At 41.2% G+C, this 24579-nt stretch carries 33 protein-coding genes; 8 read left to right on the top strand and 25 right to left on the bottom strand.

Going from position 1 to position 24579, the window contains the following annotated elements:
* Positions 1-270 precede the first annotated feature (270 nt).
* The gene (locus tag ACFOGI_RS15030; protein ID WP_390274304.1) at positions 271-807 is read right to left on the bottom strand and encodes an NAD(P)/FAD-dependent oxidoreductase; all 537 of its coding nucleotides are present in this window, start codon (positions 805-807) and stop codon (positions 271-273) included.
* 229 nt (positions 808-1036) lie between these two features.
* On the opposite strand from ACFOGI_RS15030, the gene ACFOGI_RS15035 reads away from it, so the two are divergent.
* Together ACFOGI_RS15035 and ACFOGI_RS15040 are read left to right on the top strand one after the other, a co-directional pair.
* Positions 1037-1288, top strand: coding sequence for a hypothetical protein (locus ACFOGI_RS15035; RefSeq protein ID WP_390274306.1), 252 nt, complete (start codon positions 1037-1039; stop codon positions 1286-1288).
* Positions 1289-1725: 437 nt separating this feature from the next.
* Entirely contained in the window at positions 1726-2244 is a 519-nt protein-coding gene (locus ACFOGI_RS15040; protein ID WP_390274308.1) for a hypothetical protein, read from the top strand.
* Positions 2245-2683: 439 nt separating this feature from the next.
* Here ACFOGI_RS15040 and ACFOGI_RS15045 read toward each other — a convergent pair whose 3' ends face one another.
* The 11 genes from ACFOGI_RS15045 to ACFOGI_RS15095 all read right to left on the bottom strand — a co-directional run bounded on the left by ACFOGI_RS15045 (position 2684) and on the right by ACFOGI_RS15095 (position 9842).
* A complete protein-coding gene (locus ACFOGI_RS15045; RefSeq protein ID WP_390274498.1) occupies positions 2684-2761 on the bottom strand; it encodes a putative holin-like toxin in 78 nt (25 codons plus the stop codon).
* Between the two features lie 167 nt (positions 2762-2928).
* Complete coding sequence (locus ACFOGI_RS15050) at positions 2929-4374, bottom strand: vWA domain-containing protein (protein WP_390274310.1); 1446 nt, start codon at positions 4372-4374, stop codon at positions 2929-2931.
* A 76-nt stretch (positions 4375-4450) separates the two neighbouring features.
* A complete protein-coding gene (locus ACFOGI_RS15055; protein ID WP_390274312.1) occupies positions 4451-5575 on the bottom strand; it encodes an AAA family ATPase in 1125 nt (374 codons plus the stop codon).
* Between the two features lie 95 nt (positions 5576-5670).
* Positions 5671-6561, bottom strand: a complete 891-nt coding sequence (locus tag ACFOGI_RS15060; protein ID WP_390274313.1) for a DUF6744 family protein — start codon at positions 6559-6561, stop codon at positions 5671-5673.
* A gap of 158 nt (positions 6562-6719) precedes the next feature.
* Positions 6720-7277: a hypothetical protein gene (locus ACFOGI_RS15065; RefSeq protein WP_390274315.1), complete on the bottom strand. Its 558-nt coding sequence runs from the start codon at positions 7275-7277 to the stop codon at positions 6720-6722.
* Positions 7278-7401: 124 nt separating this feature from the next.
* A complete protein-coding gene (locus ACFOGI_RS15070) occupies positions 7402-7689 on the bottom strand; it encodes a hypothetical protein (protein ID WP_390274317.1) in 288 nt (95 codons plus the stop codon).
* A gap of 15 nt (positions 7690-7704) precedes the next feature.
* Positions 7705-7890: a hypothetical protein gene (locus ACFOGI_RS15075; RefSeq protein ID WP_390274319.1), complete on the bottom strand. Its 186-nt coding sequence runs from the start codon at positions 7888-7890 to the stop codon at positions 7705-7707.
* Positions 7891-8000: 110 nt separating this feature from the next.
* A complete protein-coding gene (gene radC, locus ACFOGI_RS15080) occupies positions 8001-8645 on the bottom strand; it encodes a RadC family protein (RefSeq protein WP_390274321.1) in 645 nt (214 codons plus the stop codon).
* Between the two features lie 121 nt (positions 8646-8766).
* Positions 8767-9138, bottom strand: a complete 372-nt coding sequence (locus ACFOGI_RS15085; protein ID WP_390274323.1) for a hypothetical protein — start codon at positions 9136-9138, stop codon at positions 8767-8769.
* Positions 9135-9377 carry a hypothetical protein gene (locus tag ACFOGI_RS15090; protein WP_390274325.1) on the bottom strand — a complete coding sequence of 81 codons (243 nt, stop codon included), beginning with the start codon at positions 9375-9377 and terminating at the stop codon, positions 9135-9137. Before ACFOGI_RS15090 ends, ACFOGI_RS15085 begins: the two co-directional genes overlap by 4 nt.
* Positions 9378-9449: 72 nt before the next feature.
* Entirely contained in the window at positions 9450-9842 is a 393-nt protein-coding gene (locus ACFOGI_RS15095; protein WP_390274327.1) for a hypothetical protein, read from the bottom strand.
* A 358-nt stretch (positions 9843-10200) separates the two neighbouring features.
* Between ACFOGI_RS15095 and ACFOGI_RS15100 the strand changes: the two genes are divergently transcribed.
* Positions 10201-10371, top strand: a complete 171-nt coding sequence (locus tag ACFOGI_RS15100) for an ion channel (RefSeq protein WP_390274330.1) — start codon at positions 10201-10203, stop codon at positions 10369-10371.
* Positions 10372-10436: 65 nt separating this feature from the next.
* On the opposite strand, the gene ACFOGI_RS15105 is transcribed toward ACFOGI_RS15100, so the two are convergent.
* From ACFOGI_RS15105 to ACFOGI_RS15115, 3 genes are all read right to left on the bottom strand, one after another.
* Positions 10437-10556 carry a YjcZ family sporulation protein gene (locus ACFOGI_RS15105; protein WP_390274334.1) on the bottom strand — a complete coding sequence of 40 codons (120 nt, stop codon included), beginning with the start codon at positions 10554-10556 and terminating at the stop codon, positions 10437-10439.
* A 184-nt stretch (positions 10557-10740) separates the two neighbouring features.
* On the bottom strand, positions 10741-11415 hold the full coding sequence (locus ACFOGI_RS15110; RefSeq protein ID WP_390274336.1) for a DUF421 domain-containing protein: 675 nt from the start codon (positions 11413-11415) through the stop codon (positions 10741-10743).
* 131 nt (positions 11416-11546) lie between these two features.
* Entirely contained in the window at positions 11547-11957 is a 411-nt protein-coding gene (locus tag ACFOGI_RS15115; RefSeq protein WP_390274339.1) for a hypothetical protein, read from the bottom strand.
* A 157-nt stretch (positions 11958-12114) separates the two neighbouring features.
* Between ACFOGI_RS15115 and ACFOGI_RS15120 the strand changes: the two genes are divergently transcribed.
* Together ACFOGI_RS15120 and ACFOGI_RS15125 are read left to right on the top strand one after the other, a co-directional pair.
* The gene (locus tag ACFOGI_RS15120; RefSeq protein WP_390274342.1) at positions 12115-12507 is read left to right on the top strand and encodes a DUF1259 domain-containing protein; all 393 of its coding nucleotides are present in this window, start codon (positions 12115-12117) and stop codon (positions 12505-12507) included.
* Between the two features lie 92 nt (positions 12508-12599).
* Entirely contained in the window at positions 12600-12884 is a 285-nt protein-coding gene (locus ACFOGI_RS15125) for a YrhK family protein (protein ID WP_390274344.1), read from the top strand.
* A 55-nt stretch (positions 12885-12939) separates the two neighbouring features.
* Here ACFOGI_RS15125 and ACFOGI_RS15130 read toward each other — a convergent pair whose 3' ends face one another.
* Positions 12940-13113: a YjzC family protein gene (locus ACFOGI_RS15130; RefSeq protein WP_390274347.1), complete on the bottom strand. Its 174-nt coding sequence runs from the start codon at positions 13111-13113 to the stop codon at positions 12940-12942.
* Between the two features lie 302 nt (positions 13114-13415).
* On the opposite strand from ACFOGI_RS15130, the gene ACFOGI_RS15135 reads away from it, so the two are divergent.
* The 3 genes from ACFOGI_RS15135 (at position 13416) to ACFOGI_RS15145 (ending at position 15167) form a co-directional block, all read left to right on the top strand.
* Positions 13416-14138, top strand: a complete 723-nt coding sequence (locus ACFOGI_RS15135) for an oxidoreductase (protein ID WP_390274349.1) — start codon at positions 13416-13418, stop codon at positions 14136-14138.
* A gap of 67 nt (positions 14139-14205) precedes the next feature.
* The gene (locus ACFOGI_RS15140; protein WP_390274501.1) at positions 14206-14535 is read left to right on the top strand and encodes an oxidoreductase; all 330 of its coding nucleotides are present in this window, start codon (positions 14206-14208) and stop codon (positions 14533-14535) included.
* A gap of 407 nt (positions 14536-14942) precedes the next feature.
* Positions 14943-15167, top strand: a complete 225-nt coding sequence (locus ACFOGI_RS15145) for a hypothetical protein (protein ID WP_390274351.1) — start codon at positions 14943-14945, stop codon at positions 15165-15167.
* Positions 15168-15483: 316 nt separating this feature from the next.
* Here ACFOGI_RS15145 and ACFOGI_RS15150 read toward each other — a convergent pair whose 3' ends face one another.
* The 9 genes from ACFOGI_RS15150 to ACFOGI_RS15190 form a co-directional block, all read right to left on the bottom strand.
* Positions 15484-16197, bottom strand: a complete 714-nt coding sequence (locus ACFOGI_RS15150) for a RecB family exonuclease (protein ID WP_390274353.1) — start codon at positions 16195-16197, stop codon at positions 15484-15486.
* Between the two features lie 149 nt (positions 16198-16346).
* A complete protein-coding gene (locus ACFOGI_RS15155) occupies positions 16347-16619 on the bottom strand; it encodes an AbrB/MazE/SpoVT family DNA-binding domain-containing protein (protein WP_390274356.1) in 273 nt (90 codons plus the stop codon).
* 77 nt (positions 16620-16696) lie between these two features.
* Complete coding sequence (locus tag ACFOGI_RS15160) at positions 16697-17122, bottom strand: single-stranded DNA-binding protein (RefSeq protein ID WP_390274358.1); 426 nt, start codon at positions 17120-17122, stop codon at positions 16697-16699.
* A 58-nt stretch (positions 17123-17180) separates the two neighbouring features.
* Complete coding sequence (locus tag ACFOGI_RS15165; protein WP_390274360.1) at positions 17181-17936, bottom strand: hypothetical protein; 756 nt, start codon at positions 17934-17936, stop codon at positions 17181-17183.
* 8 nt (positions 17937-17944) lie between these two features.
* Positions 17945-19234, bottom strand: coding sequence for a RecT family recombinase (locus tag ACFOGI_RS15170; RefSeq protein ID WP_390274362.1), 1290 nt, complete (start codon positions 19232-19234; stop codon positions 17945-17947).
* 396 nt (positions 19235-19630) lie between these two features.
* Positions 19631-20845: an ROK family protein gene (locus tag ACFOGI_RS15175; RefSeq protein ID WP_390274364.1), complete on the bottom strand. Its 1215-nt coding sequence runs from the start codon at positions 20843-20845 to the stop codon at positions 19631-19633.
* Positions 20846-20974: 129 nt separating this feature from the next.
* The gene (lhgO, locus tag ACFOGI_RS15180) at positions 20975-22180 is read right to left on the bottom strand and encodes an L-2-hydroxyglutarate oxidase (RefSeq protein ID WP_390274366.1); all 1206 of its coding nucleotides are present in this window, start codon (positions 22178-22180) and stop codon (positions 20975-20977) included.
* Between the two features lie 67 nt (positions 22181-22247).
* The gene (locus ACFOGI_RS15185; protein ID WP_390274370.1) at positions 22248-23516 is read right to left on the bottom strand and encodes a lactate racemase domain-containing protein; all 1269 of its coding nucleotides are present in this window, start codon (positions 23514-23516) and stop codon (positions 22248-22250) included.
* A gap of 75 nt (positions 23517-23591) precedes the next feature.
* Entirely contained in the window at positions 23592-24575 is a 984-nt protein-coding gene (locus tag ACFOGI_RS15190; protein ID WP_390274372.1) for a 2-hydroxyacid dehydrogenase, read from the bottom strand.
* Between the last annotated feature and the right edge of the window lie 4 nt (positions 24576-24579).

Raw genomic sequence — 24579 nt, forward strand, 5'->3', positions numbered from 1 at the left:
TGCCTTTAGCTAACGGTTACAATGACCTTCACCGCTCGGGACTCGAACCCTAAAGCGTGCGCACATGCCGGGCACACAAAAAAGACCTCAGGGTTGAACCCTGAGGCTTAATCTAGAAAGAGGTTTTTGAAGTTTCAACAACAGGAACGGTAACAGTATTACCGGATATATGGAAGGTATACATTCGACATACAACCGAGGAAATAACTTCGGCTTCAATTGCTGTACCAATAATATGGGGTTGACTCGCGCGGTTTTCATCACTAATCGTTATAAGAGAATATCATGGCTGTTTCTGGAGACAGCTGAATTAATATATTTCTTCACGCTGTTCACTGCCCTCAACGCGTCTTGCTTTGCTCCAGCCAAGGAATTCACCTTTCCCTCAGAGCAGATGTTATCTCCCGCTGCAAATATCCCTTCCTGTGTCGTACATCCAAAGGTATCCCCTCTATCTCCATTCGCCAAAATGACCGCCTTAGAATAATGCATAACCCCATCGTCCGTGGTAATGACAAACCGAGTGTTGCTCCGTTTCTCAATCAATTCCACCTTCTTCTTTGTAAAGATAGTCGGCTGAAACGTCAGTACCTGTTCTACCAACCGCTTTGCGAACATACCTCCTGATACAGGGCTTTGCTTCCCAGCATCCCAAATCTTTTTTTTCGGGTATAGTGTAATCTTTCCACCAATAGATGACTGGGCTTCTAAAATCTTCGTTTTCAACCCACACTCACCACTATAGAAAGCAGAATACAGTCCTGCAGGCCCTCCTCCAACTATGGTGACGTCATATAAATCCTTCATGATGTCCACTCCAATCACATATAAAAAGTTTTTACATTCAGCAACCTTTGAGACAAGAAGAAAAACATTTAGTATATTTCATTAAAATATTACCCTTAAAGACATTCTTTCTTCAATTAAAACCTCAAATAAATCTATGTCGAATTATGTTGTATTTCTCCCTATTCTTTTTTATGATATAACTAAATTAGTTTGCGGAATAACTACATTCAAAGAAGTGGGTGCTTGTATGGCAAAAATCATTCCCTTTAAAACCCGTGCCCAGTTAGAACAAGAGCGTAAAGCGAAGATTCAGTCTGAGTGGGAAGAATGGTTGAGTTTTGAAGACCAGTATCTTAGAGAAACATTAAATAAAGAGAGAGCTACAGAAGCGACGGAAAAAGAAATAATTGATGATGTTAAGCAGCGTCTTACTGAAGGAGAAATGCAAGGCATTAAAGAGATTGCAGCACTTTTAGATCGTGACCTTGGCAAACAATAAAAAAGAAGTTTAGCTTGATTAGAGATAGGGTATGTATAAACATCCGCTTACTTAGCGGTGCTTATCCCTTCATAGAATGGTGCACTCCTTAGTTAGGCAACTATCCAATAGCTTTCAGCTATGGATAGTTGCTTTTCTTTTCGTTGAAAATGTTGCTTGGCTTACACACTAATAAGATAGGATGGCCCCCAAAATCAGTATCCCAATGTCGGTTAAAGTCATTGGAAAAGATGTACCAAAAAATCTGTAACACACGATTTCACATCTAAAAAGCTTTATCTTGTTCTTTTCAATAAGCAATACTTTTATTAACAAGAGCTAGGAAAACATCCTAACAAGAAAACCTCTGATTGATATGATACTAAACATTTTTAACAAGGACTGGTCCAGAATCATATTCTTGTATAAGACGTACATCTCTAGAAGAAGGTGATTATATGGCAATGTTGCCGTCGGTAGACCTCGGGCTAATGGCCGAACATCTGAAAGCGCATGAAGGTGTGATAAGCAAGTTACAATTTTATCAAAGCCAGGTTGATGATAACAAACTCAAAAAAATTCTTGAACTGCAGGAGAACATGATGCTTGCTCATGTAAAGGTCATGTTAGGCCTAATCCATCCTTATGAACAGAACTATATAGAAGTTCCTCCGCTAGTCTTCTCAAATCATCATCACGATCCGGTCTTCAACATACCCAATTCCCATCAAAAATGGATAGCATTAGAAGCTAAAAATACTGCTAAAAGTATGTCCAATAGAAACTACGTCTCTGCCTTAATGATGAATAACCAAAACGCAAGGAATGCTCACGTTGAAATGGCTTTGCAACAGTTAGCTATACAGGAAAGACTTGAAGCTTTTATTAATAGGATGGGGTGGGGATTCTTTCCAAAGGCAACGAGGGAAGAGCAAATTCAAACCTATCAACAATTCCACCACTTGTTACAGGCTTAATGTCTTCCCCTTTGAATCAAATTGATTCTGTCCAGAAACCAGTTAGAAGTTATTATCTTGGAAGAAGTCAAGAGAGGTTTAGCTTTTCCCCAAGGAGGGTATATAGTAGTGTCTGCACGCTCACACCATTAACTCCTTCATAGAGTGTGCACCTCTTACTTAGGTAACTGCCATAGCCCATGGCTATGGCAGTTGCTTTTCTTATTCTATTTATCCTATGCTGTATCATCGGCTATTCAGGAATGCTCCATGTTGTATAATCGGGATAAAAGGTTTTAACTTCTCCAAAATTGAGGTATACTGAATATAGAAATTCATAAACTAAAAAGACCGAATGGTGCTGTGAACACCAAACGGTCAAGTGTAATAGCCCTTCAAGGGGGCGACTCACTTTCGGGCAAAATAACCACCTTAATCGCTTGCCAGGCTTAAAGGGTGGTTATTTTTTATCCGACAGCATGGCTACGATCAATGTTCCGAAGGAAACCATTAGAATCAATGCTTCGAATACTGTCATCAGGCATCACCCCCTTTCTTCATACCATGAAGAGGGAGTAAGCCACCACCCATGAAAGCCTTATACACTTGACACTATTATATCAAAAATGATTGGTGAATAGTGCCTTTCTCAATAAATTGAGCATAAAAATGGGCCCCGTATAATTACGGAGCCCATACCCTTCACTAGATTTCAAGCGCGGTAAAACTCCCTTCATCGGTAAAATCTTTAATTTCTACGGTTTTATCAGAAAAGCGTTGAGGTGTGTTTCTTTTTGTTCCGATTAAGAGAGACAACACTTGGAAGCCTTTATCATGTTTTTGTTGCTTAAAGGATTGTAGATACTCCTCTGATATAGGAGCTTCCCCGTCGGTAACAAAGATAATATCCGCCTGTTTAAAACTGCTGGTCTGTATGACTTCTGTTCCCTTCCTTAACGGAGCCTCAAAATTCGTCCCGCCACCGAGATAGTTCTGGCAGACCTCTACCATCTTTTTCCCACTGATTTTCCCTTTCGAAAAGATATATTTATAAGCACTTCCTGAAAAGGGAATGAACGCAAAGTCACGCTTCTGCTTCTTCGCAATGCTCATCAAAGCAAGGGCGAACCCTTTAGACTGGGTATCTAAACTCTTCATACTGCCGGATTGATCCAGACAGAGAATGATGGGACCCTGTCCCAACGTGTCCTTCCCTTTGGTGTCATGCTGTCTCGTTTTACGCTTAGCAAACCGTCGGAGGAACTCTGTTCGGGTGGCTTCATTCTTGTACAGGGCAAGCTCTGATGGCAGTAGTCTTTCCGGGTTGTTTCCCAAGGTCACTCCACTCCTGCTGGTTGCCTTATCATGCTTCGACTTTTGTTTTTTACGGGCTATCTGCTTGAAACGTCCTGCCCAATCGGCAATCTCTTCCATCTGTGTATCCATTGCGAGAGTATCAGCTAGTTCCAACTGATCACGGAGGGGCATCTTCTTCAGTTCCGCCTCTCCGCTTCCGGCCTTCGTTCCGCCCATCAATGATTTCAGATTCTCTTTTGTATCTTTGGTGTCTTGTATTGCTTCTTCCATGACCTGTTCAAAACTTCTTTTATCCTCGGACAATGCCTGTTCGACATGGTTATGCAGTTCCTCTGATTGTTGCTGCAAATCCTGTTGAAGCTGCTGATTTTCCAACCCATCCCCATGGTCTCGACGCTGTTTCTCCAGATGGTTCTGCATGTGTTGCATTTCCCTCATATGCTTATCGAGTGCTTCATTGTCTTCCCTCTGCTGTTCCATCCACTCTTTGGTTTTCTTTCCAAACTGTACGGTGCCGATGGCTGATGAGAGGTCATCCAGACGGGTGGTCTCCCGGTAATGTTCAAAGCTTTCATCCTCCATGATTCGCTGCATGAAGGCATGATTCGTCTGGAATGAATTGGTCACTGCCTCCCTTTCTTTCAACTCGGGTTTCATTTTATACAGGGAACCCCAGATATCATTCAACAGAGCATTATAGGTCGGGAACAGGGCATCAAATTCATTCAAATCCTGTAACCCCTGCGACATGTCGTAAAGCTTTTGGAATCTCCGTCTGTCAAACTTATCACTATTGATTACCGATTCCTGTCCATTCCATGTTTGATTTTTCATGGTATCCTCCTTTTGAAAAGAGAAAAATGCCAAAGTCTATCACTTCGGCATTTTTTCCCTTCATTCTTTTTTATTTTTATCTTTCAATTGGCTCCAGCACCGAATTTGTCAGCTCATCTAAATGTTGTTTTAACTCTCTTTGGGCTGCATCCAACTCATCCCCTCTCTCGGGATACTTGGTTTTCAGGTTGGATATTTCATTCGCCAGTGATTTCATCTTCTGTGTGGCTTCCAGTACATACTCCGTGGAGGAATCTTTGCTCATCTCATCCAGGATGTCTTTGGCATCTTCTGCTATCGCCTCCAACGCATGAGCGACTGCATCTTGGGCGTAGCGATGGACAATGTCTCTCACTTGTTCCCGCTGATCCGCGTTCTCCCAGAGGACATGTTCCAGAAAAAGAATGTCTTTTACTTCGACGATTTGTCGCTGTTCAATCAATGCCTTAGCCTGCAGTGCGGAGTAGGAACGCTGCAGCCGCCTGTCGGATGGGCGTATCCCTTCGTCTTTCAACTCTTCCCAGATATCTGCCAATGTTTCATAGACATTATCAGGGATATCCACCATTTCACGAAGAAACTGCAGTCCTTCCAACTCTTTCAGCGTTATCGTGGGCATGGTCTGCCCTTTTCCCGTTCCTTTCATCATGGAAATAAGGTTTTGGCGGTCTTTGATGTAATCCACTTCGAAACGCAGAAGGAACCGGTCGAATAGCGCATCCAATCCTTCATCCTCCTCCGGATACTCGTTGCTTGCGCCCACCAGCGTCATGAGCGGCATATCCATTTCATCGGGTCCATTTTCAAACGTCCGTTCATTGATCGCTTTCAGCAGGGAATTCAAGATTTCCGAGCTGCCCTTGAATATCTCATCGAGGAATACCAGGTGTGCTTCCGGCATTTTGGAAGCTGTATTATGCCTGTAGATGCCCTGTTCCATCTCTTTCAGCATGATGCCGCCGAATACCTCGTCCGGTGTCGTATACTTGGTCAGCAGCCATTGGAAATAGTTGGCTCCGTCCATCATGTTGGATAGTTCATTAGACAGCGTGCTCTTTGCCGTACCCGGCGGACCAACCAGTAACAGATGCTCCTTGGCCAATAAAGCCACGAGCATGCCTTCAATCTGGGTTTCCCTTTCCAGATACTTTGTGTTCAATGCCTGCTTAATTTCCTTTAACTTTTCCAGGTTATTAGACATATGGATCGACCCTTTCTTATACTCTAAATAGTGATCTGTTTTCAACTTATTGGTTTTCTTACTGCCCCCGTAAGAAGGCCTTTTTTATTTCTCCATTAAGTTATTTCTCTGAGGAGCTGGTTCATCTCCGAACGAATCATCAAGATGGTTTCCTCCATCTGTTCGGATTGCTCCCGTATAATCGTTTTATAATTGCGGTAGTTTTTTATGACGGTATTAGCTTCATCGACCAATTCCTTGACCTGCCCTCTTTTCAATCCTTCTCTATTCCTACAGCCTTCTAATACGGATTGCAGATGCTCCGCCAATTTGTCGTTTACCATCTGACGGTTATCCGTCGTATCAATCACCGGAATCTTGTATCCTTCACTGTTTTCCAAAGAAGAGATGAAGCCCACCAAATTGGATAAGTCCATCGTCTTGGACGAAGGGACAAAATAGATGCCACCGTTCTTCCGTACCGGTGTCGGTGCAAGATATTGAAGGATTCTGCTCACCATGACCCGGATTTGCTGAGCTGCATAATGGTTTTTATATACATCGAATTTTCTTTCCGCTTCCTGACACAGCGGATGTGCCGCATCTGTATGGACAACAGAGGCGATCCTGTTTTGTTTTTTATCCAAGGTAATGATGGCCGCCTCGGCATCATAGGAGAGACGCTTCCCATGCTGATCCACACTTTCGATGACCAGGTTCCGCTGGACGGTGGTGGCATCTGAAAAGACCTCCCTTACCAGAACGTTCTCAAACACATCCGGGTTGGTGGTGGTCTTCCGCTGTTCCAATTCCTTGGTCGCACGCCGGAAAGCGTCCGGAGAACGAATGGCTTTCGGCATCCAGCATAAGTCCAATCCAGCCTCGGCCAGCTTTCTTTCCAGCTCGCCCGTTTGAGTCAATTGCTTTCCCACGCTGTACCACATCAAGTGGCCCAAAAGATACGAATGTTTACTTTTTACTACTGCAAGATTAGCTAACTCCGCCATCATTAAACTCCTTCATCTGAAAAGATTTTTGACAAGTAAAGGAACGTATTTCCTCCAACTTATAGCGAAAGTTGAACAAAAATACGTTCCTAAACCGCCCTGTTATTCAGCTTTCATATTTTCACTGTGCTTTTGTATTCCTCGGTTGAAGCTTCTCTTCAGTTATTAAAGGATAGTTTGTTGAGTATCCTCACCTTAATTCCTGAAATGATGGGAATACGATAAAGCCTTTTACCAGCCTCGAATCCACTGTCATAGTAAGTGACTTTCCGTTTATCATAGCCTTCTCTTGAGTCTTTCAACGTTTGGCTCAGTTCCTTATTCTCACCTTTCATTCTTTTCGTTTCTGTTCTATACCACTCATTTTCTTCTATGAGTTCCTCCATAATTAGGGAAGGCATTTTTTCAATAAGGGCATCCAGTTCAATAGTTAATTGAGGTATATGACTATACCAACCCTTACTCCAATTTTCTCCATCAATATCATAGTAATAAATGTGAACAACCCCTGTATGTCTATCGATAGAAACCTTCTTATTTCCTTGGTCCCAAGTATTAAGGGAAGGGAATTGTTTAAATTCCAAAATGTACGAATCTTTTTCTTCCGTCACTGCTGCATCTTTATAAAATAGGTTTTTACTTTTTACTCCGATGGCATAAAGTCTTATTAATTCCAGATTAATTTTGTCTTCCAATACTTGTTGAATATGTTCCATCCGTCTATTTCTCCTCCTTTTATTAATCGCTTTTCCTGCAGTTTCTAATAAAGAAAACACCTTTCCTTACCTTGTTCTATTACAAGAAGAAAAGATGCTTTCAGGTCTTTATTCACATGTTCATCTAGTACTCTCTCGGCAGCATTGCCACACAAGTGGTATGGGCATCCGTTTCTTCCAATACCACCCATATATTCTCCGGCAAGGACAGGAACAGCTTCTCTAGGACATTGCCATCCCCGTCGATCACCAGTGTGGTTCCTTTCTGTTTATGGAAAGCGATAAAACAGCTTGTGTCCGCATGCTTTACTGCCGTCTTTATCACCTCCACCATGTTTTCATGGCTGCTGATATTGTCCTTCAAATAGTTTTCCAGTTTTGGCGTAACTGCCACCAAGAAATCTTTCACCATGCATTTCTCCCCCTTTTATCCTGCATACACATGCAATTCCTTGTACTGCTCCACAATGTCATGGAAGTTATCATCCGCCCAGTCCTCAAAACAGCCATTATCACAGAAGTAAACTTCCGCCTGTTCATCGAAGAGGGCATCATCCAAGTTGGTTGGAGCATCACAGATTTCGCAGGTAACCCGTTCATCGTTCACTTTCATGGCATCGTTCTCCTTTCCGGTATCTTTTATCGGTATTCCAAAATTAAAAAAGACACTCCGGCAACCTATGTCTCCGGAATGTCTTTTCACCATTTCTATACTTGTTCTTTTTACACAATGCCTTTCTCTTTCAGACTGACAAAGTTTCGGTCTCCCAGTATCACGTGATCCAGCACCTCGATTCCAATAGTCTTTCCCGACTCCGACAACTTGTGGGTGATATGGATATCCTCTTGTGAGGGAGACGGAGTTCCACTGGGATGGTTGTGAGCCACAATCACGGAGGAAGCCGAACACTTCACCGCTTCACGAAAAAGCTCTCTCGGGTGAACGACCGAAGAATTGAGACTCCCGATGAAAATCGTCTTTTTATGCGTGACTTCATTCTTGGTGTTCAGCATCAGGGCGACGAAATGCTCCTGTTTGTACTGGCGCATTTCCTCCATGAGGTAGTCGGCGGCATCATCTGGTGTACGGATGACGGTTCCGTGCTTGTTCTCTGTCTGGGTGTACCGCTTGCTCAACAGCATCGCCGCATGGAGGGTCAGTGCCTGGTTATGCGTCAGCCCTTCCGCTTCCAGCTCATGGACGGTCATTTCAGCCAGACTGCGTACGGAATGCTCACTCAGTTTCAGCACCGTTTCTCTCGATGCGAATGGTCCCAGCACCACCGAAAGAATATCATACGTGCTGATCATGCCTTGTTCCCCGATGGAATCATACGTTGCCACTGCTTCTCTCGCTTTTTCTATCACGCTCATATTATCTCCTTTCCACACAAGACAGGAACCAGATGGCACCCGTCTTGCATGCCATCTGATTGTATGCCTTGATGGAAGGCTTATTTTTAGTTATACTGACTTTAACAAATAAATTTTATTTTTTACGTGACGTAAACCTTTGCGTCACTTTTTTTGTGCCCAATTTGGAAAGGCGCTGTTCCTCCCAGTCCAACTTGTTGAGGTTGGCTTTGGAGATGTTCAGCATCTCCCATGGGTCAATGCCTTCCAAGGCCATTTCCCCTGCCAACTCTTTCAAGTGCTGCCGATCGAATTTCCAGGAAACAGATTCATAGAAGTCCCAGACTTCCTCACCGGTATCGATTCCCCCATGCTCTTTCACATAGGATTTCAATACAGCTTTCATCTGTCTCAGTGCAGCTTCCAACCGGTTGATTTCATTGGCTAGTTGAACTGCCTCCTCCTGTGTTTGCAATTCCTCTTCTTGTAATTTCAATGCGGTGCTCAATTCACTTCCACTCCTTTATTCATGTTTTGAAAAGAACCAATGCCCCGAAATTCCACTTCCTTCGTGGAGATCAAGAGAAAGATCTGATAAGCCTCTTTCAGACTCAATCTCCTGACCTCTTTTTGACCGGATAGGTGGAAATACTGTTTCCCCTTCCGTACCAGGAACTGGTTCTTGTTGTCCTCATCTGCAAATGCGATGAACACCTTCTTCTGCTTTTTGTACCATGCATAAGACATGGACATCCTCTCCTTTGGATAAATTTTTATATTAAAAAAGCCCATTAGTCCCGTGGGGTCTAATCAGCTTCTTTAATCGGTGTTTATAGAGTTACGTTTTGAATGGAGAAAGTCATCTTCTTCCTCCCGGGTCAACACATGAAAATGAGATTGAAGGAACTCATCCAGAAGCATATGCTGCTCACCAGCCAGTCCGATGAGATCATCGATCGGTATGATGCCTTTTACCTTCTTAATGCCTAGGGATTGCTCGATGGTATGCATTTTCTGCGCACTACGTTCACCGACTACAACCAGCATCAATTCTCCTTGCCTAATTGGAAACACATCCTTTTTGGCACGGCTGGCACACACTACCTCCGCAAGCAGCGGCGACTTCTCTTTGAATCTTTCCTTGTACTGTTTCCATTCATTTCGTAAATCTTTTTCAGTTTGGAATCGAATATAGGATTCCTGATATCCCATTTGTTTTTCACTCCCTTTCTGTTGATTTTTATATAATAAAAAAAGCCGACCAATCCTCGGAGGGATCAATCGACTCTTTTATTAGCATGAAAAAAGTATTGCAGACAGCAATACTTGCTATATCTAGATTTGGCATTTATTTGTATTTATCGTGTCCGATAATATACCGCCTTTTTTCGTTTCATGTGGAAATCACCAAAACCAAAGGCCAGAGATGCTTTATGCCGACTCTCCTTCTTGAAGAAGGTGTGACGACCGCTGCACAGGATGCAGATTGAATACTTAATAATATACTGTTAGCTTACTGGAATAGTCTGAATTTGTCAAATATGAAATGTCAGTTGGACAACGTCCCTAGTTGTTAGTTCTGGTTTTAGTCACCATCCTATCCGTAGGTTATGGTGACCTTGTTCCGGTAGGACCAGCAAGACTTTTCGCCCTCCTAGAAGCCGGAATCGGTCTTCTGCTGCCATCCGCCTATTTCATGAAAGCCATCAGCAGTTCTGATAATAAGAAAGAGGAAAATTAAACAGCAAGAACCCATCATACCTTTGTCGGGTTCTCTGCTTTTAAGGGAAAGCCATTATTTAATGATTAATAACCTCCTCCGAAACTACCTACATATCCGCCTGCACCAACAATAATGAGCAGGATAAAAAGCACGACAATTAAAGCGAAGCCATTTCCAGAACCGAAACCTTCACCATAGCCCATACATATTCCCTCCTTTACTGTGGAATCACTATTAAGGTATGGCAGGGAGAAAAATCAGTGAGGTATAACTGTTTATTTTAGCAGAACCTGTACATTTTGCTTACACACATCAAGTATCAGCACTATCATTCGATCTCACTAAAAATGGGAGTACTCTCTGAGCACTCCCATTTTTCTGGATGCATTATGACTGTAGCTGTACATAAAATCCCTGGTTCGGATTCCATTCAGCAAATTGAATGTCACTTAATGGATAATTTCTTTTCTTAAGTTCGTTCAACAGCCAATTCCTGTCTTTTCCTGCCTGTTTGAGAGCAGGATTGTTTATATCTCCCTCTTCCACGAGAAGGTAAGTCAGACTATTTTCAGGAAATTCTTCTTTAAACTCCTGCCGGGAAACGGGTTCCTCTCCAGCCCTTTCCAGTACGGTCAATTGGCCGCTGTTTTCCAAAATAGCATAATTAACTTGGCCAATCGAGAATATTCCCTGCATCCGAAGCAGTTCACGGACCTGTTCCGTTTCCAGCTTATGCTTTTTCATTGCCTTCATATTGATTTTCCCATTTTCAATAATCAAGGTAGGGCTTCCTTTTATAAGGTGACGCCAGTTATCAAACTTCTGCGTGGTTGTTTCAATGATATAGATCAGAATGGTCCAGATAGCTAAAGCTGTCAATATGTGGCCCACGTTCGTCGAACTGCTGTAAATTCCCTCTTCAATTATTCCTCCTAAAATCAGCGCATAGACGAAATCCAAAGGAGTGACCTGGGCCATTTCTTTCTTGCCCAGTAATCGGGTCACAATGATAACTCCAATCATGCCTACTGCTAATTTGATGGCAATAGATAGAAACATCATCTTAAGCTGTCTCCTTTCCGTGTGTTTGATTGATACATACCCCTGTGTACAACAACCTAAACGATAAGAACCCCTTCAAAACGGATCGATTCTTCTTCAAACAACAAGCATAGTAATAAACAGGCATCCTATTAAATAAGGAGCAGGAGAACCGTATATAACCCACCGCCTAAGAAGAATGCCATGAAGCTGCTCCGCCTCTCTTCCGGCAGTTCTTCTTTCATCACATTCAAGAGGACACTACCGGCAAGAAACGAGAATAACAATGCTGTAGCCAGTTCATTGATTTCCACAAACTCCCCTACCAGTCCTCCGAGAAGTATCCCAGCAGCCAACAACCACTTGCCATAATGGTCATAACTATCCTGATAGCTATCCCGTAAAGCATGGTCATTGGTAATAAATACATAAGCGACGGAGATTCCACCTGCGGCTGACAACAACTTGCTCCTAGGGATATGGCTGAGAAACGTCATATGTTTGGAAGACAGATGAACTGCTATAAAGCCGGCAAGGCATAGGATACTCCAAAGATAAAGCATCCTTCACCACCTTTTCTTCAATCTATAAAGTCCATTCCCCAACCATAGAGTTGGTATGTGTTTGCCTCGGGAATAAAACTCCCCGCCAAGAAGGTGTTTACCCATGCAACCGTGAAAGGAAATGGTATATGAGTCTCAAAAAAAGGAGCTGATTTTAATGGCCGATCTAGAGAGCATAGCAAAGAAATTCGGTGACATCTTGGGCGCAGAAGCCTCCACTGAGGATGGTATGGGAGCTGTAGAGAAGGAAAGAGATTTAGATGTGACGGTACAAGGACGCCCATTCAAAAGTGAACTGAGCATGGAAATTCACTTTGAGGCTTTAGAAGATGATGGAACTGCCCTCAACCATGCAGAAATCGTCCTTCTCCCCGAAGAGATTCCTGATTTCACCAGAGCCTTGGGTAAGAACGACCTGACCATTACAGCTTTGCATAATCATTGGTTGTTTGCCAAGCCAAGCATCAAATACCTGCATGTCCAATCAGTGGAAAAACCCGAAGAGTTCGCAAAGAAATTAGCCGATTCCATTGAAGTTCTGAAAGTCTAGATGATCAAGAAACTATCCCTGAATACACAACAGGGATAGCCTTTTTTTGCACATTATGTTTAAGAATTTATCACAGAAAAAGGAGGTGTAGAATGCCGGGAGTAAAAAACGAAAAGAATTACTATGATATTCAAATGGGTAAATTCGAAGTCTTCTTTCGGAAAAAGTATAAATTTCTATCTATCGCCAATGACATCGGCCTGGGCATATGGTTTCTAGTCGGAAGCATCTTATTCTTATTCCATTCGACTCAGACGGCGGGAACCATTCTCTTCATCATAGGCAGTGCGCAACTGTTAGGGCGACCCATTTTAAAATTGATGCACGCATTCTTTGTGAGAAAGGACACACAAAGGAGTCAGAGTGGTAATCACTGAATTGCCCATAACAAACCCCCATATCTTTTCCGATATGGGGGTATACCATTATTGATTACTTCTTCTCGTAGTAGGCTGCTTCCCTACTGGATGGGGACGGCGGGAAGTTTTCGCCTTTTTCCAAATCGATTTCCGTATCATCGCTCTCATTATTTCCGTTCACCAGACCGACGACTTTGTACGTTCCATTCTCAGGTGCTTCTTGTCCTGTCTTAAATTGTTCTGCCATTTTAGAACACCTCCAGATAATTTTAGGAAGTAGTTATTCCTTACAACCTCTATTACACTGTAAGCTTTTTCTTAAACCTCTTTTATTATAATCAGCCTGAATGCTCAACAACAACTTTGATAAAGTTGATTTCTTGATTATATTAAAGCATCAGCACCATAGACATAGAAACCTTCTAGGAGAGGAAAATAAAGATTGGGCAAATGGAATAACATTCTCCCATGAAGCAGGTTCATTGAAGTATCATACGAAGCCCTTTTATAATTTCATTGTGCATCTAATTGAAAGAAAGGACGTAGGTGATGACATACGATCAGTTATTCTCAACTTTTAGGCTAGGCAATCATTCACTGGATAGCCGTTTTGTTGTGGCACCGATGACACGAATTTCCGGAGAGAAAGATGGGCGTGCTTCGGAAGTGATGAAACATTATTATGAACGCTACGCCAAAGGAGGGTTCAGCATCGTCATTTCGGAAGGAATCTACCCGGATGAAAGTTACAGTCAAGGCTACCTGGGCCAGCCTGGCCTTGCCAACGATGCTCAAGTCCAATCATGGAAACCTGTCGTTGAAGCAGTCAGAAATCATGGAGCAAAGTTCATCGCCCAGCTTATGCATGCAGGCGGGCAATCTCAGGGGAACACGTTCACCGATGAAACAATCGCCCCTTCTGATATCGCACCCAAAGGGGAACAGTTAGGTTTCTATGGAGGTTCCGGGCCATTTCAAACCCCAAAGGCCATGACCAAGGATGATATTACGGACGTAAAGGATGCATTTGTACAAAGTGCTTTACGTGCTAAAGAGGCTGGTTTTGACGGCGTAGAATTACATGGTGCCAATGGTTACCTACTTGACCAATTCCTTACCGATTACCTTAACAAACGGGAGGATGAATACGGTGGTTCTGTAGAAAAGCGCCTTCGATTATTACTAGAGGTGATTGAGAAAGTTCGAAGTGCGGTTGGTGAAGACATTGTCGTAGGCATCCTCTCAGATCAAAGTAGCAGACTCTGCTCATAAATGGACAGGCGGCGAACAAGAGGCTGAGTACATTTTCTCCAAATTAAGTGAATCAGCCTTAGATTATATCCACGTTACGGATGGAGATGCAAACGCACCGGCGTTTGGAGAAGGTACTCGCACATTAGCGGAAGCAGCCAAAGACTTCGGTAGTCTCCCTGTCATAGCAAACGGCAAACTTGGTGATCCAGAGAAAGCTGAGCAATTGTTAAAAGAGGGAAAGGCTGACCTTGTATCACTCGGTACGAGCGCTTTAGCTAACCCTGATTTTCCAAACCGCGTCCAACAAGGCAAAAAGTTAAAGAACTTTGATTTTGAGAAAACACTCTTGCCTCAAGCTGGAATCAAAGAGCATGAACTTCAAGCGGAACTTGTCCATAGTCGCAAGCTCTCTTGAAATGACAAGATATAAATTACAATAAGAAATAAAACCGCACTGGGACCAGAAATATTATGCCCTTACCCATAAGAAACGCTGGTAGGCTATTCGCCCCCAGCGTTTCTTATAGTTTACACATATGCTAAAGCTTCAATGGACCAAACTGAGGATAAACTTCGAAGAGGAGCCAAAGTTGGGGCCATTTCAGGTTGCACCTTCTGCAGTCTTGCAGGCCTGATTGCTAAATTCGGGCTTATTGACTGTGTCGAGATATTTTCTCATTTCCTTCCCCGTTTTTCGCTTACTTATCAGTGAGCATCAAACTTCATCATTCTATACCCCAGACCTAGGCAGTCACCCACTCCTTTTTCAGCTAGGTGAATAACATGAAGTGTTGTGCTATTAAAAATAACGGGGGTTTTTTCATGCAATTTGATCAAAAGCTAAAAAGTCTTTTGGACGAAGCGAGCTTATATGGCTTGATGGCTAAAAGGTATGAATACAGCGATCCACAACGACATATGTATTTTTACCAAAAACATTTTCAAGCAGTAATGAAATTGGAACAGCATTATATGATGATGGAAAGTCATAACAACAGTAGTCATAATCATAGCCATCATCAAGCCGGCAACTTTCCGATGTATTAGCATACAATAATAGGTTCAAACATAAGAGCCTTTTCCTTATTCCTCTCCTTGAATAAGAAGCTAAGGATGTTTTTAAACGATGTTATTAATCATGATAAGATCATAACTGAAATATATGTACTGCGGGACACAATCTTAGTATATCTTTAGTTGATTAGGGAAGAATTCTATTGCTGGCTCTTAATACTCCCTTATTAGCCCCTTCACGTTGAAGGGGCTTACTTTATGACTATAAATTTGAAGGAAAATGAGTTTTACTATAATTCTAGTTACAAGCCCGGTTAATACATTCTACACCCAAAATACCACACGGATATCATCCAGGCGGTATTACTATCATATTTTCTAAAATACAGTGACCAGCAAACGGGCAGTGACCACACTGGCGTGATGGCTTTGTCGGGAATAGCCTATCTGTTCCTTTCGGCATAATTTCCAGCAGCTCCAACCTTTCATTGATTTCATCTGCTGTATCCAATGCCCACCTTCTTGCTTCTTCCATTTCTTCCTTACTGAATATCTTTCCCTTTTCTTTTCTAAAACGTAAGAAGTACAGGATTCCCTCTACTCTATCTATGTCTATTTCTTGGCTGATGGCCCAAGCATATAAAGCCAGCTGCTTATTATCCTTTACTCCGTAAATTGATCTGTTCGTCTTCCAGTCTGTAATCGCTCCATCAGGTGACACCAGATCAATATAGCCCTGGATTTCCGGTGCGTTATGTCTCTCCGATAGAGGGAGTTTAAAATACACCTCCGTTTTTCCCATATTAGGCCTAACGGGTGCGCGTTCCACCAAGTTTGAAATCTCCTGATGCATCAGTTCTTCATGGAACCCCGCCGCTGCATATCCATTCATAACGGCCTCTTCATGGCTGAATCCATTGATTATATCGTCGATGGACTGGTGAACCGCCTTTCCAAGAGCCAACGGCTTTGTTACAGGCTCTTCTTTTCCTAAGATATACTTGTTATAGAACCGGTAAGGACACTGTCTGTATAGATTCAAGCGTGAGAATGAAAATATCAAAATATCACCTCTTCGTGAAAACATAAAAAAGAGGAAACCGGGATTAACGCCAGATTCCTCTCCATAACTAATAAAGTGTTTATTATTACATTCGCTTAAAACGCCTTCTGTTAATTAATATTCTAAATCTTCTTCTTTTACAGGGACAGTCACCATACTTCCTTACCTTCAGGCTTTCCCCAATCCACTTCTTCATGCTTATTATCTTCCGTGATCTGGGAACATAACTCTTCTAAACTCGGCTTCCGATCAACCGGCTTTAGGACCATGTTATTTCCTTGCACCGTCAGTTCCAATTCAGATCCCTTATCTATTCCCAGCTGTTTTGCAATACTTTGTGGGATAGGAATGCCCAAACTGTTTCTCCATTTCTTTACCTTGATTATCACTATGGTCACCCTTTTTCCAAATTGTCTATGCATTATAGCTTCATCCTTCACTTCTGTACCTACCAGTATATACATTTTAAGAGTGGGGATGCATTAGGATAACCCAACCTCTAAAATGGCAAATCGTCATCATTTATTTTCACAGGTACACCCTGACTCTGATATGGATTACTCTGTGAACGATCCTGGTTATTTTTTTGATTCCCCTGTCCATTCTGGTTACGGGTGTCAAGAAACTCCACGTGATCGGCAACCACTTCAGTAATGAATACCGTCTTTCCGTCCTGCCCTTCAAAAGAACGGGTCTGGATACGGCCCGTCACCCCTACTTGAGAACCTTTCCTGCAATACTGTGCCGTGTTCTCCGCGGGTTTCCTCCATACCTGACAGCGAATGAAATCTGCGTCCTGACTGCCTTGATTATTCTTGAACGGACGGTTCACCGCGAGCGTGAACGTTGCCACGGCATTTCCTTTTTGGGTATATTTCATTTCCACATCTTTTGTCATACGACCAATCAATTGTACGTTATTCATTTCATAAAACTTCCCTTCGATTTGATTTTTGTTTTTAACCTTGGTAGACTGAACCAAGTTAAATGACTTTTTGTGTGACACGTTTCTCTTTCGAAACGTGTCTTTTTTTAGTTTCCATGTGGGCTGCATAGTGGATGAACATGATGTTCAGAAGCAATGTCTCCAGTTCGAAGTCCATGGTTTTCAAACAGACCCTCCATGCACTCCTCCCCAGTTCCGTTCCTTCTCTCGCCCAATCCGCTGCAGCTTCCCACGGTTTCAAAATTTCATCTTGGATCCGTGTGTACATATTCGGGATATAAGACTTCCAACAGCTTTGTATCAACCATACCAATAACTCCTCTTGGCGCTTCTCCTGATTTTCCAGATGAGCGATGCAGATGAACAGGGCATAATGCACCACCAGTTCATCGTGCACATATCGCTTCCAATCTTTGATGACTTCCTCCCGTTTCTGCAAGAAGTCTTGGAATGATTTTCTCTTGTATTCCTTCCAACCGATTCGATCCAGTTGATAAGGATTCAGCAAGCAGGCCGGATGCAGCTTTCTCTTCTTTTTACCAAAGTACTTTTCCTTCACTTCGTTGTAAGACTTGCCGCTGAGTTGCATTTCAAAGTCGAGCACTCCACCGGAAGCCTTACAGTACCAGCACTTATAGACGTTATCGACCGTGTTCAAGGAAAGATAGTATTTCTTCGGCTTGTTGGCATCCTCCTCGCAAAACGGACATTTGCACCGAGTTTCCTTCTGGCCGTAACTCCTGGTTTCGAAACGTATTCCATACTTTTGAGCAACATCCAGAATGCTAGGCAACACGACGATCACCCCGCTTTTTCGGCTGGCTGAACAACATCAACCAGAAAAAGGAATCCATTTTCTTTTTTCAAGATGAGACTGGCGTCAGCTCCTTGTTCCAACCTCTCTGCCTTTTGAACAGCTACATTTCCACGCGCAAGGATCAGTTGATTTTTGCCATCAATAACGCCGGCGATCTTCGCGAATTTCTCCGATGCCTTTTCACCGATTATGACGTTTTGGATGAAGACGTCATAAGCATTACCGGATTCTCTCTGAGCTGAGGGCTCCTGTCGTTCGCTCTCAGATTCTTGAGCAGTCTCTTCTGGCTGGTCTGATGGCTGACCGGTTTGGCTCACCTCTGCGTTTTCACCGTCGTTTTCTTGATTTGGAGTTGTTTCGGCATAATTTTGAAGGAAATAGAAACTGTTTTCCTCGTAGAGTTCCAACTCTAAAATTTCTCCTTCAGTTACCTGTTTTAAGGATTCTATTAATCGTTCATCCTTCACCAATACCTGAAATTCCTTCTCTGATTCTTTGCTTTGAACTGCCAGCAACCCGTATTTCTTCTCCGAGGAGGTCGTCTTGATATCAAACGATTTCACTGCCACCTCATGAGTGAGTGTTTTTTCATCCGGTTGGGTCGCTTCCTGTTGATCTTCTTTAACAGGTTGCGGGCTTACGGACGCCTGCTGGTTCTGTGATGTTTGTTCTGCGCCCTCTGTCGGCATGTCTTCATCCAGCCCGATTTCCTCCTGCGTATGAAGTCCTCCCAGTGGGAATTGCCGACGCAACACAAAAGTTTCTGCTATCTTGACAATCATGGCGCTCGGTAAGGTATCCCACACATTTGGATTGCCATACCGGGAATTCTGCCTTCCACTGTTGGCTTGGAAGTACTCCTCGAAATCGACAAAAACTGCGACTGGATGATGGGTCTTATGCTGCATGATGGCATATGCGCCTAGAATCTTCCCCCGTTTGGTGCCGAATTGGTGCCTGACCGTCCCCTCAGAAGGCAAGAATTCGAAATGGTCGCCTTCTTTCACAACGTTGGCGTTAGGAGGTCCGACATACCCCGGCTGGCGAGTGGCTACACGAAGGAGCCCGTCCCTTGTGGTGATGAACTGGGTCTTGGCTCCACGTTTGGTTTCATAGCGCTGGAAGACGATATCCCCCAGCAGAGGATTCAGCCCGAAGTTCTCACAGACTTCGAGGAAATGTTCGGCTTCTTCCTGTGTGCCATTGGCTGGTTTGATAAACCGATTCCAAATCAGCGACTTTTCATTGTTAGTGAATTGAATAGCTTTTCCCATGATTTCACCCACTCCTTCATAAAATTTTGTGTGATATGGCTACAGACAAAAACTCGGTCAGGTCATACCATCACTCCCTTCATTGAGGTTTTTATATACATAAAAAAAAGCCAGTTGACCCCATAGGTATGGGATAAACTGGCTTTTATAAGCAATAAAAAGCGTATTGCGAGAGCAATACACTACATTTTTTAATATCTTGAGTTTCTATCGCTCACTTTACTAATAAATTAAACCTTCCTAGAGGTAGAAATTCATCGGATGGTAAGAAACATTTTATGTCGACTCTGCCTCAAAATTGAGGATATGACGACTTTCATCATTCAGATGACTAGCATACATAGTTTATATACAATTAAAATAACAGAGAATTGTTAATACGTCAATTTGTATCCTTTATAATAGGGCTATCTGTCTATCCGTATTAAGATGCTGAGAGGTTTCAACCGGAAGAGTTAAGCTCAAGTTGGATATCTTTAGATAGTGTTGAATAGCAAGTGCACAAGCACCCATTACGCAGGCGTTATTATCAAAATTCGATATAACTACTTCACATTTTCCACCTACTGCAGTAATCAGTTTGCTTCTAATCTTTTTTATAATAAAGCGATTAGATTTAATTAGCTGACTATCTAATACAATAGTTTCAGGATTACATAGTCTAATAAGATTAACAAGACCAATAGAGAGATTGTCTATAAATTGTTCCATTAAATTACAAACAATAGCATTTTGTTCTGAAATGCCTTTTTGTACATCTTCATAAGTTATATCATTATTATTCATCTTCATTGATAACTGTTCAAAAAAACTTAACTCTGAAACATATAGTTCCCAACAACCTAAGTTCCCACACTGGCAGGGATAACCATCTGGATATATAATCATATGACCTACTTCTCCAGCATTACCATTATAGCCTTTATAAAATTTACCATCAATTAAGAGGCCAGCGCCAACACCAGAAGATAAATTAACAGCTAATAAATTATTTGATTTGTGGTATTGGTAGACCTTCTCCGCATATGAGGATAAGTTATTATTATTCTCAATGGATATAGGTATGCTTAAATTCTTCTCTAAATCTCCTTTTAAGTTTTTATGTCGCCATTGAAATTCTGGAACAAATAGAACACTTTCGTCTTTATTAACAGGTCCATGAACACCTAACATTACACTAACAATTCCATAAGTACTTGTTGAATAGTAATCCATAAATCGTTGAATGTGTTTAGCCAACAATTGAATAATGTATTCATAGGAATGGGTGGCTATATTAACCTTAACACTCTGAACTGGCCACCCCTGTAAATCCGATATGTTGTATTGGATTAGATTATAGTCAAGATCGATTCCTAACACATATCCAGAATTACGGTTTATTGAAAGCATTATAGGTTTCCTGCCGATAGTATGATGTTCTCCCTGTGGCTGTGTCTCAATAATTAAATCTTCTTTTAACAGATTTGCCACCTGGCTAGAAACTGTTGATTTATTAAGCCCAGTGTTTTTTGATAAACTAGCTCTTGATATAGTTCCATGTTCTATTATTTCTTTAATAATTATGCTTCTGTTTATCTGTTTTATATAACCTCCATCACCTTTATGCATGTCCACCCTCCCAAGTATTTTTAAAAATATAGACATAGGAAACGACTAAGTATCCTCAAGAGGTCTCACAGAAATACAATTTCCAAAGAGACGTAGTTATAACACAAGAGCCCTCACTTCGAATCTAAACTATCGTACTGCATAAGCAGATCTATTTGTGATTTTACTAACAACTTCCTTTCCTATTTCTAGAGAAGCTGTTGCTGCTGGAGAAGGTGCATTACAGACATGTAGACTATTTTTTCCTTGAATAATGTGAAAATCATCGACAAGCGATCCCTCGCTGTCTAATGCTTGTGCCCGGACACCAGTGGGTCCTGTTTCCAAATCATCTTCTTCAATTGAAGGAAGTAAATACTGTAAACTTTCTACAAATTTCTTCTTACTTAAAGATCTGGTCATTTCTCCTAAACCCTCTTTCATATATTTACTTGCTAGATTCCAGAAGCCTCTATAACTCAGGACTTCAGTCAAATCTTTAAAGTTTATATCAGTTTTTTTATAACCTTCTCTTTTAAAGCTTAATACTGCATTTGGTCCTGCCTCAACGTCTCCGTTAATCATCCTTGTAAAATGAGCTCCTAAAAAGGGGAATTCTGGATTAGGCACAGGGTAAATTAAATTATTTACAATTCCTTTTTTATCTTCTTTCAGCTTATAGTATTCACCCCGGAAGGGTACAATTTTCATATCAGTGTAATAACCCGAAAGCCTAGCAATTCGGTCACTTTGGAGTCCTGCACAGTTAATTAAAAATTTAGTTTTATAAGTGTGTTTATCTGTTTCTATAGTAACTTCCTCTGAAAATTCATTTATCAATTGAACCTGTTCTGATAGGTTTATCTCCCCTCCATGTTCATTAATGATTTCAGCAAACTTACTTGAAACTAGTTTATAATCAACAATGCCTGCTTCCGGTACATATATGGCCTCTACCCCATTTACATATGGCTCAATTTCTAACAACTCTTCTTGATCAATTTTTTTTAAAGAAAGACCATTATGCTGTCCTCTTTGGTATAAGTTTTCTAGGAGTGGTTTTTCTCTTTCATTTGTGGCAACAATTACTTTTCCACATATTTCATGATTAATTTCATGCTTTTGGCAGAATTCTACCATTGATTCGTTACCTTTTTTGGCAAATCGAGCTTTTAAACTCCCAGGTTTATAATAAACTCCCGAATGTATAACACCACTATTGTGACCCGTTTGGTGTACGGATAGATTTTTTTCCTTTTCAAGAATAAGTATTTTACTATCCGGGTATTTTTCAGTTAAAGCTTTCCCCACTGACAAACCTACAATTCCTCCGCCAATAATTGTAAAATCATACATATAAGTACCTCCTAGTTTTGAAACATTTCTACCTTTTACATCGTCAGCCTTAATGTGTGCTAATGATTTAATGGTTAATTATATTTGCATTTGATAGTCTATACTTTAGTTCATTATTAACATAGTCCAACTCTATCTCTTTCACTATTTCATAATCTGCATTTTTATTATTTAATTTATCTATAACAACTTGAGAAACAAATATATTAGTTAAATCAAGCGTATTAGCTATTTGAATTAAGCTAACTTTATTTATTTCTATTCCAGGACCCAAACTTTTTAAAGCTGATTCAATTGTTTCTTGTTCCCCTTCATATGTGAGTGGAATCATTGCCCTCTGTAAATAAGTACTAGTAACAGCATTCATATAGGTGGATTTCCTGTCAATTTTTTTTACCAATTTTTCTGTAGTGAAATCAGCCAAACCTATTCCCTGGGCATTACCATGGGACTTCTCAGCTAAGTCAAGAACAGCAATCTTTTTAATATTTGGAACCTTAGGTTCAGGGACCCCTTCTATTCTCCAACGACCAATTATATTGGGATCCATCCCAGTTCCGCTATAACATTTACCCATTTCTTCAACTATCAGTAAATCAATATCTTCTATAGGAAGTGCTGGCATTAATTCTTTTGATTTCTTCAGTAATTTGGTTTCTTCTTCATGCCAATTCTCGGGGTCAACCCCTTTAATAATCGAAGTTTGTTCATAGCCGTTCTCTACAATGGCAAGACCTATGCAAATTTTAGAATGTTTAAGTGCATAATTTGATACCTGGAGAATATTATGCTCCATTTTATCGGCGCCCTGTGAATGGACGAAACTGGCTCCCTTTTGTTTACCAAGACCAATTGTAATCATTTTACTCAAACCACTTTCTACTTTTCCTTTAAATGCAGTATGTACCTTGATACGATTGACCACAATAATACCATCTGCTTGAGCAGCATATTTGTCTATATAAACCGGTAAACCGTCTCCGGTAGTGCCGAGTTTCATTACGTCCATTGAGGAATAAATAGGTGCCCCAACAGATTCTTCGGTAATCCCGATGTGCTGAAGAACTTCTAACTGTCCTTCTTTTGTTGCCCCCCCGTGACTTCCCATTGCCGGTATAATAAAAGGCTTCAGTTCTTTTTCTTTCAAGTAAGTAATTGTTTCTCTTAGAATCTTCACGATGTTTTCTATACCTCTACTACCAGCAGTTACAGCTACCTTTGACCCTTTCTCAAGTTGTTTTATACTCTCACTATTTTGCAGTTCTTCTCTAACACTTTTTTTAATATTAGTTATTTCTTCCCCACTAAATTTTTGTCTAATTTGATATAATTTCATACTCCTTACTCATCCCTTTTATTGTTTTGAAGTGTGAACCCACCTTCTAGAAGATCCGTACATCTACACAACAAGTTAATTAATATTTGAGATACGTAGCTCTTGAACTATATTTTCAGGGGCTTTGTTATAAACACCTGCTACAAGATTTTCAGCTGCTTTAAATGCCATATCTAGTCTGGTCTTCTTTGTGGCGGAACCTACATGAGGTAATGTGATAACATTACTCATATCTAGGAATGGGTGGTTTATTTTAATCGGCTCTTCCTCATACACATCCAGCCCTGCTCCCCTTATTTTGTTAGCTTGTAATGCGTTTATTAAAGCTTTTTCATCTACTACTTTGCCTCTTGAACAGTTAATTAAATATGATGTTGGTTGCATCAATTCGAAGTCTTCTTTTCCAATAAAATGATATGTTTCGGTGGTTAAAGGAAGCATTATCAAAACAAAATCTGAACTCTCCAATAATTGATTTTTTTCCATGTATTTTATGTCGTATTTATCTTCTAATTCCTTCTTTCTAGTTCTTGAGTGGTAGGAGACTTTCATTTCAAATCCTAGCGTAGCCCTTCTGACTACTTTTTCGGAGATGCGTCCCATTCCTATAATGCCCAGATTGGAATGATGAACATCCTGTCCAAAGAAGGAAATCTCGTTTGTTTGGCCCCATTTACCTTTCTTTACATACTCGTTAAGTTCTCCAAGTTTCCTAGAGGTCATGATTATCAGCCCCATTATTGTATCGGCAACTGTTTCATCCAACACATACGGTGTATGTGTGCCTAACACACTTTTGTCTTTCATCGCTTGCAGATTAAAATTATCATATCCAACAGATATATTACTTACAATTTTCAGACAAGGGGCTTTACTCAATAGCTCATTTGTAATATTTAAATTGCGTGTTAATAGCCCATCAACATTTTTTATTTCCCTATAAAATAGTTCCGGTGAGTTCATCCATCGCCTATTGCCTATTTTATATTCACAAAACTTCCCAATATATTTTTCTACTTCAGGTGGTATGGGATCTGTTATAAAAACTTTAGGCTTCATAATT

The organism is Virgibacillus xinjiangensis (assembly GCF_042643145.1).
Lineage (GTDB): Bacteria > Bacillota > Bacilli > Bacillales > Amphibacillaceae > Virgibacillus_O > Virgibacillus_O xinjiangensis.

Bases quoted from the DNA above. Each gene is read 5' to 3' on its own strand.
- ACFOGI_RS15075 (WP_390274319.1), bottom strand. From the start codon at position 7,890: ATGAAAGTGAACGATGAACGGGTTACCTGCGAAATCTGTGATGCTCCA.
- ACFOGI_RS15110 (WP_390274336.1), bottom strand. From the start codon at position 11,415: ATGATGTTTCTATCTATTGCCATCAAATTAGCAGTAGGCATGATTGGA.
- lhgO (WP_390274366.1), bottom strand. From the start codon at position 22,180: ATGTATGATTTTACAATTATTGGCGGAGGAATTGTAGGTTTGTCAGTG.
- ACFOGI_RS15030 (WP_390274304.1), bottom strand. From the start codon at position 807: ATGAAGGATTTATATGACGTCACCATAGTTGGAGGAGGGCCTGCAGGA.
- ACFOGI_RS15095 (WP_390274327.1), bottom strand. From the start codon at position 9,842: ATGGGATATCAGGAATCCTATATTCGATTCCAAACTGAAAAAGATTTA.
- ACFOGI_RS15120 (WP_390274342.1), top strand. From the start codon at position 12,115: ATGGCCGATCTAGAGAGCATAGCAAAGAAATTCGGTGACATCTTGGGC.
- ACFOGI_RS15175 (WP_390274364.1), bottom strand. From the start codon at position 20,845: ATGCATAAAGGTGATGGAGGTTATATAAAACAGATAAACAGAAGCATA.
- ACFOGI_RS15170 (WP_390274362.1), bottom strand. From the start codon at position 19,234: ATGGGAAAAGCTATTCAATTCACTAACAATGAAAAGTCGCTGATTTGG.
- ACFOGI_RS15125 (WP_390274344.1), top strand. From the start codon at position 12,600: ATGCCGGGAGTAAAAAACGAAAAGAATTACTATGATATTCAAATGGGT.
- ACFOGI_RS15070 (WP_390274317.1), bottom strand. From the start codon at position 7,689: ATGGTGAAAGATTTCTTGGTGGCAGTTACGCCAAAACTGGAAAACTAT.
- ACFOGI_RS15105 (WP_390274334.1), bottom strand. From the start codon at position 10,556: ATGGGCTATGGTGAAGGTTTCGGTTCTGGAAATGGCTTCGCTTTAATT.
- ACFOGI_RS15090 (WP_390274325.1), bottom strand. From the start codon at position 9,377: ATGTCTTATGCATGGTACAAAAAGCAGAAGAAGGTGTTCATCGCATTT.
- ACFOGI_RS15045 (WP_390274498.1), bottom strand. From the start codon at position 2,761: ATGACAGTATTCGAAGCATTGATTCTAATGGTTTCCTTCGGAACATTG.
- ACFOGI_RS15115 (WP_390274339.1), bottom strand. From the start codon at position 11,957: ATGCTTTATCTTTGGAGTATCCTATGCCTTGCCGGCTTTATAGCAGTT.
- ACFOGI_RS15145 (WP_390274351.1), top strand. From the start codon at position 14,943: ATGCAATTTGATCAAAAGCTAAAAAGTCTTTTGGACGAAGCGAGCTTA.
- ACFOGI_RS15060 (WP_390274313.1), bottom strand. From the start codon at position 6,561: ATGGCGGAGTTAGCTAATCTTGCAGTAGTAAAAAGTAAACATTCGTAT.
- ACFOGI_RS15135 (WP_390274349.1), top strand. From the start codon at position 13,416: ATGACATACGATCAGTTATTCTCAACTTTTAGGCTAGGCAATCATTCA.
- ACFOGI_RS15065 (WP_390274315.1), bottom strand. From the start codon at position 7,277: ATGGAACATATTCAACAAGTATTGGAAGACAAAATTAATCTGGAATTA.
- ACFOGI_RS15040 (WP_390274308.1), top strand. From the start codon at position 1,726: ATGGCAATGTTGCCGTCGGTAGACCTCGGGCTAATGGCCGAACATCTG.
- ACFOGI_RS15160 (WP_390274358.1), bottom strand. From the start codon at position 17,122: ATGAATAACGTACAATTGATTGGTCGTATGACAAAAGATGTGGAAATG.
- ACFOGI_RS15035 (WP_390274306.1), top strand. From the start codon at position 1,037: ATGGCAAAAATCATTCCCTTTAAAACCCGTGCCCAGTTAGAACAAGAG.
- ACFOGI_RS15155 (WP_390274356.1), bottom strand. From the start codon at position 16,619: ATGCATAGACAATTTGGAAAAAGGGTGACCATAGTGATAATCAAGGTA.
- ACFOGI_RS15185 (WP_390274370.1), bottom strand. From the start codon at position 23,516: ATGAAATTATATCAAATTAGACAAAAATTTAGTGGGGAAGAAATAACT.
- ACFOGI_RS15050 (WP_390274310.1), bottom strand. From the start codon at position 4,374: ATGAAAAATCAAACATGGAATGGACAGGAATCGGTAATCAATAGTGAT.
- ACFOGI_RS15055 (WP_390274312.1), bottom strand. From the start codon at position 5,575: ATGTCTAATAACCTGGAAAAGTTAAAGGAAATTAAGCAGGCATTGAAC.
- ACFOGI_RS15190 (WP_390274372.1), bottom strand. From the start codon at position 24,575: ATGAAGCCTAAAGTTTTTATAACAGATCCCATACCACCTGAAGTAGAA.
- ACFOGI_RS15130 (WP_390274347.1), bottom strand. From the start codon at position 13,113: ATGGCAGAACAATTTAAGACAGGACAAGAAGCACCTGAGAATGGAACG.